Raw genomic sequence first — 14,564 nt, 5'->3', positions numbered from 1 at the left:
TATTTTCCCCAACCACCATAAGTTTGGATAGGTTTATTATATCTCATAAAAAAAACCACTGATTTCGCAGTGGTTTGAATTTTTAATCATCGTTGGAATCTCCATATTCATCCCAGAGAACCTTAGAATCGGTTTTCAGGAAATCTATACTTTTATTGATCACATGTTTGAAAACTTTCGGAAGTTCTTCCTCCTTCCACGGGTGTGAAATTCCAAAAACATGATCTGCATTTTCCACTAGCAATAACTTTGGTGCCGGGCTCCATTCGAAAAGATTTCCGGCTTCGCCTATAGATACGCTGGTATCGCTGCTTCCATGAGCGATTAAATGCGGGATCTGTAATTTTTTTGCTGCCTTTTTAATATTAAGGCGCTCTTTGTTCTCTTTGAAGTTTTTATAGAACTGGTAATGATGCGGTAATTGTTGCCCAGTGCGGGTATTTACAATATACTGCACCCCTTTCTTTTCCCATTTTTCAAGTTTTTTCCCTTCAGGAAAACGAGATCCAAAATCTGATACAGAGGCTAGGGTGATCAATTTGGTAACCCTTTTATCCTCAGCAGCTTTAATAACTACAATTCCGCCACCTCGGGAATGACCTATGAGGTTGATATCATCTGGCTTAATTTGCTTGGCAAATTTAAAATCTGGCATAAGTATCCAGTCCAGAACAGATTGTAGATCGTCAAGTTCCTTGGTGTAATTGTTGTCTCCAAAAGCTTCAATATTCAGAAACTCGGTTAGGTTTTCCGGGTCTGTCCCGTTATGGCTAAAGTTGAATTTTATGAAAAAGAAACCTTCTTCTGCAATTCTTTCTCCCATTTTATCCCATGCTCCCCAGTCTTTAAAACCTTTGTAACCATGACAAAATATAACTATCGGTTTTGGTTTACCATCATCTTTAAAGATTAGATCGGCCACGATCGGCTTATCATGCTTACCTTCAATTACCAGGTTTAAATCTTTAGAAACTTCCATAACTCTTCTTAATTTCTTTTTCAACAAATGGGATCTCCGGGTCGCAGATCTCCATAATTAATTTTTTTAATTCAATTTGGAACTCCTCCAGGGTTTCTTCAGTGATCATTGAATCCTTCTTTCTTGTTCCAACTTCTTTCTTCTCAAATTTTAAAAATCCCGATTTCAGGTTCTTAAATGAGACAATACCGGCTTCGGCGGGGAATTTAAGGTCTTTCTCCAGTGCAATCAAGCTTGCATAAGTTAAAACCTGAAAACTTTTGGAGTAATTGTCATAATCTTTTGTTATTTCACCCCAATCGCCAACGTTAAGATTCCTGGACTCTACTTTCCCGGTTTTGTAATCTATAATTCTGGGTATGCCGTTAGATTTTTCGTAGCGGTCTACCTTGCCGCGAAGATAAACTGAAAAAGGCAAATTTTCTATAGGAAGTTCTACTTTCAGATCTTTTTCTATCTGAACGATCTCGATCTCTTCCCCACTTTTTAATCTTTTTATCTCGAACCTCAGAAAATTATGGAGATAGCGCTTGGCCACCTCAAAAATGAGAAGGTTCTTTCCTTTTTCCAGAGGTAATTTACTGTAGGTTTCTGAAAACTCTTTCGCGATCTGCTGGTCTGCCTGCTTGATGAAACTTTGAATGATCTCCTCTGTAATTAATTTTCCTTCATAAGGCTTATACAGATTTTCCAGGGCATTGTGAACTACCGTCCCCAGGGTATTAAAAGCTACCGTTTCTTCCACTTCCTCCTGATCTCTAACACCCAGAACATACTGGTAATAAAAGTCCAGCGGATTTCTGATATAGGTAGTAAGGGCCGAAGGTGAAAATCCTGATCCTGCAAGAGACTTTATCTGCTTCAGCATCTCCGGGGTTTTTTTGACCTCCTTTAATTCGTTCTTGATCTGCGGTACTTTAGGACTCACCAGCACCTTTTTTAATTGGTGTGCCTTTTGTTTCTCGATCTCCAGTTGCGTTATAAACCTGCTCTTTTCCCCGGAATTCAAACCTTCAGACTCGGTATTATATAGTAAATAAACATTTTTTGCTCTCTGCAGCAGCCTGTAAAAGTGATAGGTGTATACCGCATCCTTTTCCCTGTAGGTGGGTAGTTTATATTCCTGTTTCAGGTCATAAGGGATAAAAGAATTATCAGATTTACCTGCTGGCAATACTCCTTCATTCAGCGAAGTAATAATAACGGTTTCAAAATCCAGTGCCCTTGATTCCAGCATTCCCATTAACTGAAGTCCCTTAAATGGTTTTCCCTGGAAATCCAGGGTTTCTGTACTCAGTAATTCTTTGTAAAAGTTATAAAGCGATTTAATGCTTTTTAAATGCGGGTATTTGCCATTCAGGTTTTCCAGTTTATTAAATAAAACATGGAAGTGGTATAAGAATTCAAGGGATATCGTGTCTTCTCCCTCTTTCAGATGGGTTTTCAATAACTGGATCAAAGAATGAAGATCTTCTATAAGCCTGGAAACGGAATCTCTTTTCGGTTCAAAACATGCCTTAATTATCGGTTTGATCTCTTCAGGAAAAGCAGCGTTGATCTTTTCATATTTTAAGTAAACCAAATTTTCAGCATTGATCCTCGAAACCAGTTCTTCGGCATGATTTCCTAAAAGTGGATTCAGAGAAGGATGGTTGATCACAGAAATGATCTCTTTGTAATAATAATCGCTATTGTTGTTTAAATGGATCTGAAAAAGGCTTTCGAACAAAGAGTTGATGGGAGCGTTCTTTATAGGGAATCCCATGGTAATATTAAGCTCGTTGATCTCTGAAGGCAGTGAATTAAGAACAGGTAACAGGAGTTCTTCCTCTCCTAACACTATCGCCGTATTCTCCAGTTGAGATGGATCGAGACTATTCAGGATCTCCCCGATAAATTTCGCCTGGCCGATATTTTTAGGTGCACCAATTAGTTCTATATTCTTCTCCTGTGCATAATTTTCTGAAAAATGCTCGTATGAATGGTCCTGGTAGAATTTCCAGTTTTTGAGGTAGTCCCTTATAAAAATAGAAGCTGCATGAGATCCATCTTCGTAAAAGACTTTATCCATATCCCAGAAAACCTCGGCCTGCTCTTTTTCCAGTAATTCCTGGATGATCTTTTGTTCTGCGGCATTCAAGGCGTTAAAGCCAATGAAAACATGCTTCTGATTATTTTCAGATATATATTGCTGAATATTTTCTGTGGCCTTACGATAGATGAGACCCTGGTAACCCTGGTCTTTTGCTATAAGTCTTTTTGATAGCTCCTCGTAATACTCCGGAAGCTTTTTCCAGAACTTTAGATATTTCTTTATAAGATCTGTTTTTTCTTCCTGAACATACCAGTGCTTAAGGTCCTGGATCCCTGATAAATAATCAAAGAAGGGTTTGTGATCTATAAGGTACCGGTCTATTTCATTAAAATCCTGGATAAGGCTTTGAGCCCAGGTAATAAATGTTTCAAAATCCTCGGTATCTTCTTTTGGAGTAAGGGCTTTGTAAACATCATAAAACTCAAAAAGGCTGATGGTGTTATCTATGGATTGTAAGCCTGAAATCACTTCTGTAAACTCTTCCACGCTATAGATCCTAGGAGCAAAAAGAGTGTTTTTTGAGATGGAAGCCAGTTCCTTGATCAGGTAAGATCCTGCTCTTTTACTGGGAAGAATGAATATAATTTCAGAAAGGGGAGTATCAGAATTCTGAAGCTTCTGTAATACTTCGCGTATAAATGATTCCATACGCCTAAAATAAAAAAACGCCCCGCAATGCGGAGCGTTTTCTTGTATGAATTATTAGTAAATACTAACCGTATTACTATTCGTTAGATGTGTCTTTCATCTCTCTGTCTTTATCAAGAGAAATCTCAACACGTCTGTTTTCTTGTCTTCCAGCAGCTGTACTGTTAGTAGCGATTGGCTGAGTTTCACCGTAACCTTCAGAAGTTAATCTCTTCGCAGGTACACCGTGCTCTTCTAACCACTTAGCTACAGATGCAGCACGCTCTTTAGAAAGCTTCATGTTGTAAGCATCACTACCTGAGCTATCTGTATGACCTTCTACGTGGAAAATAGTAGTAGAGTACTCATTCATGATATCTACGATAGATTGTAGTGCTTCTTCAGATTCTGGTCTGATAGTCGCTTTGTTAAGATCGAAAAGAACAGTTTTAGAATATTCGTTCAATTCAGAAATAACTTCAGCAGTTGGCTCTGGACAACCGTTAGTTGCAGCAGGACCAGCTTCTTCTGGACAGTCATCATCCTTATCTAGGATTCCATCACCGTCAGTATCAGGCCAAGGACATCCGTCGTTTTCAGCAGGACCAGCTTCGTCTGGACAGTTATCTTCACCATCTCTTACACCGTCACCGTCAGCATCTGGACAACCGTTTAATTCAGCTAAACCAGCTTCTTCTGGACAGTCATCATCTGGATCTGCGATTCCGTCACCGTCAGTATCAGGACATCCGTCGAATTCAGCTAAACCAGCTTTTTCTGGACAAGCATCTTGACGATCTTCGATTCCGTCACCGTCAGTATCAGGACAACCGTTAAACTCTTCTAGACCTGGCTCTTCTGGACACTCATCATATTTGTCATAGATTCCGTCACCGTCAGTATCTTTACCACCGAACATGAATTTAATTCCAGCAGCATGTTGGAAATGCTTAGCGCTTTCAGGTTCGAAAGCATGCTTATACTTAGACTCTACAGAAAGTGCAATGTTGTCTGAGAACCAGAAATTAATTCCGAATTTACCGTTAAGGGTTGCAGCATCGGCATTATCGATGTCCTGTCCACCCTGGTCACCTATCCAAGTGTAACCACCACCAATACCAATTACCGGATCAAACCATCCGCCATTTAGCATTGCTCTAAGGCTGTAATCTGCACTAAGGTCAACTGCATAATATGCAAGATCTCCCACAGATCTATCACCATAGTTATCAATTGAATTGATTGTACCACTTAATTCCCCAACAAATCCTGCACCGATATATCTGGATACTGTTAATCTGGATACAGCTGGTAGAACGTTCCAGTGGTCTCCTGAATTGAAATATTCGTCGAACATTCCTCCACGAGGAGCATCTTCTCCTACAGGATAGAAATCGACAGCATTGGTACCAATACCAATTGCCCATGGGTTGTCAGCATCCTGTGCCTTAACCGAAGTAAAGCCCAATATCAGTAATGAGGCAAGTACAATTTTGCTAAGATGTTTCATATTTAATAGTTTAGTTTTAAGTGTTAATTGTGAACAAAAGTATACGCTTAATGTATATTAACAAAGGTAAAAATAATAAAGTTTTCTTAATTACAGAGCGTTTCCAAGTGATTAATAAACATTTTAATATCTGATTATCAAATATTTTGATAATAATTTAAGGAGTTTTTATCACTCTTCTATAAAATTAAATTACGCCTAATTCTTTTCCAACCTTTTTAAAAGCATTAATTGCCTTGTCTAAATGCTCTTTTTCGTGAGCTGCAGATAGTTGCACTCGAATTCTGGCTTTTCCTTTAGGGACTACCGGGTAAAAGAAGCCAATTACGTAAATTCCTTCTTCTAATAATTTATCTGCCATATCCTGCGAAAGCTTTGCATCGTGCAACATCACCGGTACGATCGCAGATTCACCATCAATGATCTCGAAACCAGTGTCTTTTACTCCTTTTTTGAAATAGGCTGTATTTTCCTTTAATTTCTTCCTAAGGCTGTTATCTGTTTTTAGCATATCAAACACTTTGATAGATGCTCCAACGATAGCCGGTGCCAGTGAATTTGAAAACAAATAAGGTCTGGATCTTTGTCTCAGGATCTCGATGATCTCCTTTTTGGCGGTAGTATATCCTCCCATGGCGCCACCTAATGCTTTACCAAGGGTTCCTGTAATTATATCTATTCTGCCTAGAACACCTTTTTCTTCCAGGGTTCCAATTCCCTGTTCGCCGATGAATCCGGTAGCATGACACTCATCTATCATTACCATGGCGTCATATTTATCTGCCAGATCACAAATTTTATCTAATGGGGCTACCAGGCCATCCATAGAGAATACACCATCGGTGACAATTAGTTTATAGCGTGCACCTTTTTCGTTCGCTTCTTTTAATTTGTCCTCAAGGTCCTGCATATCGCCATTTTGATATCTATAACGTGCAGCTTTACACAATCTTACCCCGTCGATAATAGAAGCATGATTAAGCGAATCTGAAATGATCGCATCGTCTTTAGTCAATAAAGGCTCAAAGATTCCCCCATTGGCATCGAAACATGCCGCGTATAGGATCGTATCTTCTGTACCATAGAAATCTGAAATTTTCTGCTCCAGTTCCTTATGGATATCCTGGGTACCGCAAATAAAACGTACGCTGGACATTCCAAATCCATGTGAATCCAGGGTATCTTTGGCCGCTTTTATAACTTCTGGGTGTGAAGATAATCCCAGGTAGTTATTTGCGCAGAAATTGATCACTTCCTGGCCAGATGCGATCTTGATAACTGCATCCTGTGGGCTGGTGATGATCCTTTCTTTTTTATAAAGTCCGGCTTCTTTTATTTCTTCAATCTCTTTTTCTAAGTGCTCTTTTATGTCTCCGTACATATTAAAATAATTTTCATCTGTTTTACTTTATGGCTTTTAGTAAACCTTATTTACATATAAAAGTTACCTGGCATCCATATTCTGCCTGTTCGCGACTCACAAATTTAAACTTCTTTTATACATTCTTAATGATAATTGGGCTATTAGTGTAAATCAATAAACATTTATCAATTAAATAGCCCATATCCTGCAGTGCATTAGCATATTCTAAAACCTGTCTGGTATGCGTGTCCACAAATCCTCCGGTTTTATAATCTATAACGCTTACATTTTTTCCTTTAAAATTCAGTCTGTCTGGCCTTAATCTTTTGCCAGAAGTAGTGATCAATTCCTTTTCATTGAGGTTTTCTGACTCTGGAGAAAAGAATTCCTGTAGTTCCGGATGTTCAATTACTCCTGAAATAAGTCCGGTAATTTCATTTCTTGATTCTTCGGTAATGATCCCGTTGTTTACAGCCCAGTCAACAGCCGTGGTTAGGTCTGCTTTTTTATGGATCCTGGCCAGGATCTCATGGGCGATCTCACCTTTTTCTATGGCTTCCTGTTGTTTTGAATCCCATAAGGAACCAGATCTGGTCACAATATTCACCGCCTGATTCTGGGTTGGCGAAGAATAATATTTTGAAACCTCTATGCCGGTATTCCCGGATGCTTTTGAATTTATGACCTTCCCAGGATCACCAAAGCTATAGTTTAGGCCGTCATCCCATTTCCCTGCAGACCTTATAAAATCTACCAGCATATCTGATACATTCGGGGTCTTTTTTGGTTTTTCGTTATGGTTAGAAAGTATATATAGTTGCTGGGCCGCCCTGGTGCAGGCTACGTATAATACATTTAAAGTATCCAGCTCATTCTTAAATAAGAGGTCTTCATATTTAGCAGCGGCATTCTCATTCCAGTTCAACATTTTCTGAGAAGCACTAACATAGGCTATCGGGATATTTTCATCATTTATATCCAGCCATAAATTGTCATTTCTGGTATCCTGAAGGTCTGAATTAGCAAAAGGATAGATAACCACAGGGAATTCCAGACCTTTAGATTTGTGTATGGTCATGATCTGGACGGCATTATCTGCTTCCGGCACCACAATACTTAGTTTATCTTTTTTCTGCTCCCATTTATCCAGGAATTCTCCCAGTCCGTTAGAGGTTTTCTGCGCCGTTTCAAATACGAAATCCAGGAAGAACTGTATATAGGCATCAGAGTCTTTTACCAGATCGAAGGCACGAATAATATATTCAACAGCCTCATATAAAGAGAGCCTCTTTATCTGGGAAAGGTCGAATTCAAGATCATATTCCTTAAGCCAGCCAAAGAATTCAGCACCGTTTTTCTTTAAATTCTGAATAAGGATCTGGTGAATTTTTTCTTCAGGGATCAATTTTTCAGCCAGGTAATCATAGATACTCAGTTTTATCTTGTCATCATCTGGATTCATGGAATAGAAAAGCAGATCGACAATAAACCTTACCTCAGGCGATTGTGATAGAAGAAGAGTTTCTGATGAGATCACAGGAACAGCGTTCTCACTTAAATATTCAGCAACCGCCACGCCTTCGCTTCTTCTGCGGGTAAGTATGCAAATGTCTTTACGGTTGAAGCCCTTGGCGTCCAGGTCTTTGATGATCTCGAGTATCTTTTGCGGGTAGATCTCAAATTCTTCATTCCTATTTTCAGCTTGTACAAATTCAATATTCACATAGCCATAATCCCCTTTTTTTGGATTCTGGGCAGAATTATGAAATAACTCTGCGTATTCCGGGTAATTAAGCGTGGAAGCGGCATATTGAAAAAAGCCATTATTGAAATTAACCACCTGGGAACCGCTCCTGAAATTGTCAGGTAGATTTACTACTTTCTGTTCCGTTTGAAATGGTAGGGTTTTAAGATTGCTAAGGTCAATGAGTTGCTCTGCCCGCCCACCACGCCAACGATAAATGCTTTGCTTGGCATCTCCAACAATGGTTAGTCCGGCAGCATCGGCAGAATCCAGTTTATTGCCTACAAGTGGAATCAGGTTTTCCCATTGCATGGTCGAGGTGTCCTGGAACTCGTCAATAAAGTAATGCTCATATCTTTCTCCCAGACGCTCATATATAAAAGGTACCGGCTGATCCTTTACCTGTTCACTGATCTTGGGATTGAATTCTGAAATTAGAACCAGGTTGCGTTCTTTCTTGATAGCTTCTACCTCCCGGTTGATCTCGTTAAGAAGAGATAATTGCACCTGGTTCTTTTTGATCTCTCCTAAAAATTCTATCTGAAAATAGGCTCTTTTGGTAGTATTGAAGATTTCTACAATATCATCCTGAATGCCATCAAGAGCTCTTTTGGCATCTTCACTGGCTTTTTTCGGGTATAAAGGTTGCTCTGCTATATGTTCAGCCCATTTCGCGCTGAAATTAACCGCAACATTACCAGATTGAAGCTTTTTAAAATGCTTCGGAACGTACTGTCCGCTAAAATCTGATTCCTGTATTCCGTTGCTATTTATAAGATCGAAAAATGATTCCGCAGAAAGTTTTACGGTTTCTTCCGCGGTCTTTATATCTGAACGTAATTTTTTACCGAATTTCTCAAAATCCTCTAGGGTTTTACTTTTCAGCGTTTGTATCGCTTTCTGATGATTTTCGTTAATTAACAGTTTCGATATCTGAAAAAGATCACGGCTTATATCCCAGCTTTTGTCGTCATCGGTTTTAGACAGCGTATAATCTATAAGGACTTTGGTTAATTTTTTATCATTCCCGGCACGACTAATCAGGCTTTCCACAGCTTCCATTAATACTTCATCTGCGCTAAGTTCTACTTCAAAATTCATGGGAATTCCCAGATCCCTGGCAAAGGTTCTTAGCACTCTATGTGTAAAGCCATCGATCGTAGAGATCTCGAAAGCAGCATAATTATGAATTATACTCTTTAGTATTTCGGCAGATCGGGTTCTTAATTCTGCGGTAGAAAGGCCGGTTTCTGCGGAGATAATATTCAGTAAGGCATTATCCTCCTTATCATTTTCAGTTTTGGAGAAATCGGCAAGGCTATCGATGATCCTTTTTTTCATTTCCCCCACTGCCTTGTTTGTAAAGGTGATCGCCAGGATATTTTTATAACGATCCTTTTTAGAAGAAGTAAAGAGCAGGCTAAGATATTCTTTTACAAGTGTAAAGGTTTTACCGGAACCGGCCGAGGCATTGTAAATATTAAAGGAATTTTTCAAAAAGAAGGATATTAGTGAGATTAGCCAGAATTACAAAAGTTTAAATTTAAAATAAAAATGAGAGCCGGAAGGGCAATCCTTTTAAGTATTTTATAACACTAAATAATTTCCATTAAATAGCCTAATGGCTAAATTTGGATCAGTTTAAGTACTAATCACTAAAAAATCAGATAATTATGTCTTTTGAGTTACCAAAATTAAAATATGCTTTTGATGCATTGGAACCACATATTGATGCAAGAACTATGGAGATTCACCATGGTAAGCACCACGCAGGTTACACGAGTAAATTAAATGCTGCCATTGAGGGAACAGATCTTGAAGGGAAAAATATCGAGAACATCTTGAAGAATCTTGATATGTCTAACAAGGCTGTTCGTAATAATGGTGGTGGTTTTTATAACCATAGCCTTTTCTGGGAGATCATGTCTCCAAATGGAGGAGGTAAGCCTGAAGGTGAACTTGCTGAAGCTATAAATAGCGCATATGGTTCTTTTGAAGCTTTTAAAGAAGAGTTTTCTAAGGCAGCTGCAGGTCAGTTTGGATCTGGTTGGGCCTGGTTGTGTGTTCATGCTGGTGGTAAGGTAGAAGTTTGTTCTACTCCAAACCAGGATAACCCTATCATGCCTGAAGTAGGTTGTGGAGGAACTCCAATTCTGGGACTTGATGTTTGGGAACATGCTTATTACCTGCATTACCAAAATAAGCGTCCAGATTATATCGAGGCATTCTTTAATGTAATAGATTGGAAAGAAGTTTCCAGTCGTTATGCTAAAGCGAAATAGATCAAAGCATATCTAATGATATAGGAAAAGGCCGCATCATGCGGCCTTTTTTTATGAATGAGGTTGAGTTTATTCCATAAAAAAAGGCGGAATGAATTCCACCTTTTTTTGCCCCAAATCTACCATGAACTTAACCTACTTATGCTATGGTATAGTGAATATAAAACGAATATTCGGGGTAGTTTTAGTTTTTAGACGAAATGCTTAAATATTAGTTAAAATACTGAAAAACAGTTTTTTATAGGTCTATTTGAGAATTTTACCTGAATTTATTCCATAAAAAAAGGCGGAATAGAATTCCACCTTTTTTTGCCCCAAATCTACCATGAACTTAACCTACTTATGCTATGGTATAGTGAATATAAAACGAATATTTCGGGTAGTTTTAGTTTTTAGACGAAATGCTTAAATATTAGTTAAAATACTGAAAAACAGTTTTTTATGTGGCTGTTTGAGAATTTGATCTGAATTTACTCCATAAAAAAAGGCGGAATAGAATTCCACCTTTTTTTGCCCCAAATCTACCATGAACTTAACCTACTTATGCTATGGTATAGTGAATATAAAACGAATATTCGGGGTAGTTTTAGTTTTTAGACGAAATGCTTAAATATTAGTTAAAATACTGAAAAGCAGTTTGTTATGCATGCATATCAAAATTTGATCTGAATTTTTTCCATAAAAAAAGGCGGAATGAATTCCACCTTTTTTTGCCCCAAATCTACCATGAACTTAACCTACTTATGCTATGGTATATTAAAGATAAAAAGAATATTCCTTGGAAATAAATGTTTTAGATGAAGTGCCGTTTAAATGGTTAAATAGCTGAAAGACAGATAAATGAAAGAAAATTAGTAATAATTTTCTACTAAATTCAGAGCCGGCACAAAATAAAAAAAGGCGGAATGAATTCCACCTTTTTTTGCCCCAAATCTACCATGAACTTAACCTACTTATGTTATGGTGATACTAAAGTAGATAGAATTGATTCATGCACAAAGAATAATAGATGAAGTGCATGATTATTAGTTAAATGGTAAATTTTAATACGCTCTATCCTTTTTCCCTTCGAAAAAGTTCATAAATGCTCGATTAACAACCCTGTTACCACCGGCCGTTGGATAATCTCCGGTAAAATACCAGTCACCAAGATTTTTCGGACATGCCTTATGAAGATTGTCAACCGTTTGATAGATGACCTTCACTTCTGCATTCACATCATCATCACAAAGCAAATCTGAGATCTTATCTGAAATTTGTTCATCGGTAAAAGGATCATAGATCTCCTTTACGAAATTCTGTACTTCGCGATCATCCAGGTCTACCTGTTGTTTACATTTTTCGTAAACTTTTTCTACGATATCATATTTACCTTCATCTTTTAGAAGTTCCAGCGCGGCTCTAAATGCTACCAGGTCTTCCAGGCGTGCCATATCTATACCGTAACAATCTGGATATCTAATTTGAGGAGCAGAGGAAACCACGATGATCTTCTTAGGTTTTAACCTGTCCATCATCTTTATGATACTTTTCTTAAGAGTGGTTCCCCTTACGATACTATCATCTATAATAACAAGATTGTCCTCCGGTTTTACTACACCATAAGTAACATCATAAACGTGAGCAACGAGATCGTCCCGGCTGCTGTCTTCGGTAATAAATGTTCTTAGCTTCACATCTTTAATTGCGATCTTCTCGGTTCTTAAGCGATGTGAAAGTATTTCCTGAAGCCTGGCATCGGTAAGTGTTTCCTTTTCTTCCAGGATTGCTTCGTTCTTTTGTTTGTTCAGTTCATCCTGGGCTGCTTCCACCATTCCGTAAAACGATGTTTCGGCAGTATTAGGGATAAACGAAAATACCGTTTTAAGGGTATCATGCTCTATAGACTTCAAAACGTCTGGCATCAATAGCCTACCCAGCATTTTTCTTTCCTCGTAGATCTCTGCATCACTACCTCTGGAAAAGTAGATTCTTTCAAAAGAACATGCTTTTCTCTCAAGTGGTTCAATGATTTCTGTAATTGATACCTCTCCGTTCTTTTTCGTAATGATAGCATTACCTGGAGGTAATTCATGTACATCTTTAAAATCAACGTTGAAAACGGTTTGTATCACCGGTCTTTCTGAAGCCACCACGACAACTTCGTCGTCTTTATAATAGTATGCTGGTCTTATTCCGGCAGGATCGCGTAATACAAATGAATCTCCATGACCAATTAATCCGGCCATAGCGTACCCACCATCCCAGTTCTTTGAAGATTTCTTAAGGATCTTGGCTACATTCAATTTTTCAGCAATAATTGGTGATGCCTGTACCTTGGAGTAGCCTTCCTTTTTAAGTTTCTTGTACAGTTTTCTTACTTCAGAATCCAGGAAATGACCGATCTTTTCCATCACTGTAACCGTATCTGCTCTTTCCTTTGGGTGCTGTCCCAATTCAACAAGATTATTGAAGAGCTTGTTTACATTGGTCATGTTGAAGTTTCCGGCAACGATCAGGTTACGATGCATCCAGTTGTTCTGCCTAAGGAAAGGGTGTACGCTTTCTATGCTATTCTTCCCAAAAGTACCGTATCTAACATGTCCCAGGAAAACCTCGCCTAGGTAAGGGATATATCTTTTTTGAAGATCTGTATCGTCGGCATACTCAGGATTGGCTTTAATTTCGTCGTTGATCCTTTGATTGATCTGTTCAAAAATATCCTGAATTGGTTGAGCCTGATTAGATCTTACCCGGCTTATATAACGTTCGCCAGGGATCGTGTTGAGTTTGATGCTTGCAAAACCAGCGCCATCCTGCCCACGGTTATGCTGTTTTTCCATCATCAGGTACATTTTATTTACCCCGTAAAATGCAGTCCCATACTTCTCCTTATAATAGTCCAGAGGTTTTAAAAGCCTTATATGGGCAATTCCGCATTCGTGTTTTAAAGCATCACTCATATCTTAGTTTCCTTTAGGAATTTTGTTGTGTTTGTCATAAAAAAAGCCCTGAAATTACAGGGCATGATATTAATCCAGTTGTGTTTCGAATTGAGTTAGTTTCTTGAACTCGTCAAGCCTTTCGTTCATCTGGCTTCCGGTAAGGCTTTGCATCCTTTCGGTTCCAAATTTTTCCACGCAGAAGGAAGCGAGGTTGGAGCCATAGATAATAGCGCTTTTCATATTTTCAAATGAAATGTCGCCTGTTCTGGCTAGATATCCAATAAAACCTCCGGCAAAAGTATCTCCGGCTCCTGTTGGATCAAATACTTCTTCCAGCGGTAAGGCCGGTGCAAAGAAGATCTGTTCCTTGTGGAAAAGAAGTGCTCCGTGTTCTCCTTTTTTGATCACTACATATTTAGGACCCATTTCTTCGATCTTTCTGGCAGCTTTTACCAGGGAATATTCGCCTGATAGTTGCCTGGCCTCTTCATCGTTGATGGTAATTACATCTACCTTCTCAATAACCTTCATTAAATCTTCCAGGGCATTGTCCATCCAGAAATTCATAGTGTCCAGCACTACCAGTTTTGGATTTTTCACCTGTTCCAGGACACTTAGCTGTACTAATGGATGCAGGTTTCCTAGCATTACGAACTCGGCGTCTTTATGAGATTGAGGTACTACAGGGTTAAAATCTGCAAGTACATTAAGTTGGGTATCCAGAGTATCTCTGGTATTAAGATCATTATGATATTTACCACTCCAGAAAAAAGTTTTACCTCCTTTTACAACTTCTACACCTTCAATATTGATGTTATTAGTTTTTAAAAGGTCTAGGTATTCTTGCGGGAAATCTTCTCCAACAACAGAAACCACAGCGCTTTCAACATCAAAATTTGAAGCCGAAAGTCCTATATAAGTGGCCGCACCACCAAGAATCTTGTCAGTTTTTCCAAAAGGAGTTTCAATAGCATCGAACGCAACGGTTCCAACAATAAGTAATTTGCTCATAACAGGTTTTAAAATGACGCTGCAAATAT

The 14,564-nt window shown here is 38.6% G+C and carries 8 protein-coding genes; 1 reads left to right on the top strand and 7 read right to left on the bottom strand.

Annotated features, from left to right (window positions below):
* Positions 1-82 precede the first annotated feature (82 nt).
* The 5 genes from C8P64_RS04675 to C8P64_RS04655 form a co-directional block, all read right to left on the bottom strand.
* Positions 83-979: an alpha/beta hydrolase family protein gene (locus C8P64_RS04675; protein WP_108170866.1), complete on the bottom strand. Its 897-nt coding sequence runs from the start codon at positions 977-979 to the stop codon at positions 83-85.
* Complete coding sequence (locus tag C8P64_RS04670) at positions 966-3,722, bottom strand: PD-(D/E)XK nuclease family protein (RefSeq protein WP_108170865.1); 2,757 nt, start codon at positions 3,720-3,722, stop codon at positions 966-968. Before C8P64_RS04670 ends, C8P64_RS04675 begins: the two co-directional genes overlap by 14 nt.
* A gap of 76 nt (positions 3,723-3,798) precedes the next feature.
* Complete coding sequence (locus C8P64_RS04665) at positions 3,799-5,211, bottom strand: OmpA family protein (RefSeq protein ID WP_108170864.1); 1,413 nt, start codon at positions 5,209-5,211, stop codon at positions 3,799-3,801.
* A 187-nt stretch (positions 5,212-5,398) separates the two neighbouring features.
* Positions 5,399-6,592 carry a glycine C-acetyltransferase gene (gene kbl, locus C8P64_RS04660; protein WP_108170863.1) on the bottom strand — a complete coding sequence of 398 codons (1,194 nt, stop codon included), beginning with the start codon at positions 6,590-6,592 and terminating at the stop codon, positions 5,399-5,401.
* Positions 6,593-6,707: 115 nt separating this feature from the next.
* Entirely contained in the window at positions 6,708-9,815 is a 3,108-nt protein-coding gene (locus tag C8P64_RS04655; protein ID WP_108170862.1) for a UvrD-helicase domain-containing protein, read from the bottom strand.
* A 176-nt stretch (positions 9,816-9,991) separates the two neighbouring features.
* Between C8P64_RS04655 and C8P64_RS04650 the strand changes: the two genes are divergently transcribed.
* On the top strand, positions 9,992-10,600 hold the full coding sequence (locus C8P64_RS04650; RefSeq protein WP_108170861.1) for a superoxide dismutase: 609 nt from the start codon (positions 9,992-9,994) through the stop codon (positions 10,598-10,600).
* A 1,043-nt stretch (positions 10,601-11,643) separates the two neighbouring features.
* Here the strand turns inward: C8P64_RS04650 and C8P64_RS04645 are convergent.
* Positions 11,644-13,542: an amidophosphoribosyltransferase gene (locus C8P64_RS04645; protein ID WP_108170860.1), complete on the bottom strand. Its 1,899-nt coding sequence runs from the start codon at positions 13,540-13,542 to the stop codon at positions 11,644-11,646.
* A 69-nt stretch (positions 13,543-13,611) separates the two neighbouring features.
* Complete coding sequence (locus tag C8P64_RS04640; RefSeq protein WP_108170859.1) at positions 13,612-14,535, bottom strand: PfkB family carbohydrate kinase; 924 nt, start codon at positions 14,533-14,535, stop codon at positions 13,612-13,614.
* Between the last annotated feature and the right edge of the window lie 29 nt (positions 14,536-14,564).

The organism is Christiangramia gaetbulicola (genome assembly GCF_003054225.1).
GTDB lineage: Bacteria > Bacteroidota > Bacteroidia > Flavobacteriales > Flavobacteriaceae > Christiangramia > Christiangramia gaetbulicola.
This window is presented reverse-complemented; position numbering and strand designations above follow the sequence as displayed.

What these genes read in the sequence shown, in the direction of transcription:
- C8P64_RS04675 (WP_108170866.1), bottom strand. Translation starts at nt 979, where the DNA reads ATGGAAGTTTCTAAAGATTTAAACCTGGTAATTGAAGGTAAGCATGAT.
- C8P64_RS04670 (WP_108170865.1), bottom strand. Translation starts at nt 3,722, where the DNA reads ATGGAATCATTTATACGCGAAGTATTACAGAAGCTTCAGAATTCTGAT.
- C8P64_RS04665 (WP_108170864.1), bottom strand. Translation starts at nt 5,211, where the DNA reads ATGAAACATCTTAGCAAAATTGTACTTGCCTCATTACTGATATTGGGC.
- kbl (WP_108170863.1), bottom strand. Translation starts at nt 6,592, where the DNA reads ATGTACGGAGACATAAAAGAGCACTTAGAAAAAGAGATTGAAGAAATA.
- C8P64_RS04650 (WP_108170861.1), top strand. Translation starts at nt 9,992, where the DNA reads ATGTCTTTTGAGTTACCAAAATTAAAATATGCTTTTGATGCATTGGAA.
- C8P64_RS04645 (WP_108170860.1), bottom strand. Translation starts at nt 13,542, where the DNA reads ATGAGTGATGCTTTAAAACACGAATGCGGAATTGCCCATATAAGGCTT.
- C8P64_RS04640 (WP_108170859.1), bottom strand. Translation starts at nt 14,535, where the DNA reads ATGAGCAAATTACTTATTGTTGGAACCGTTGCGTTCGATGCTATTGAA.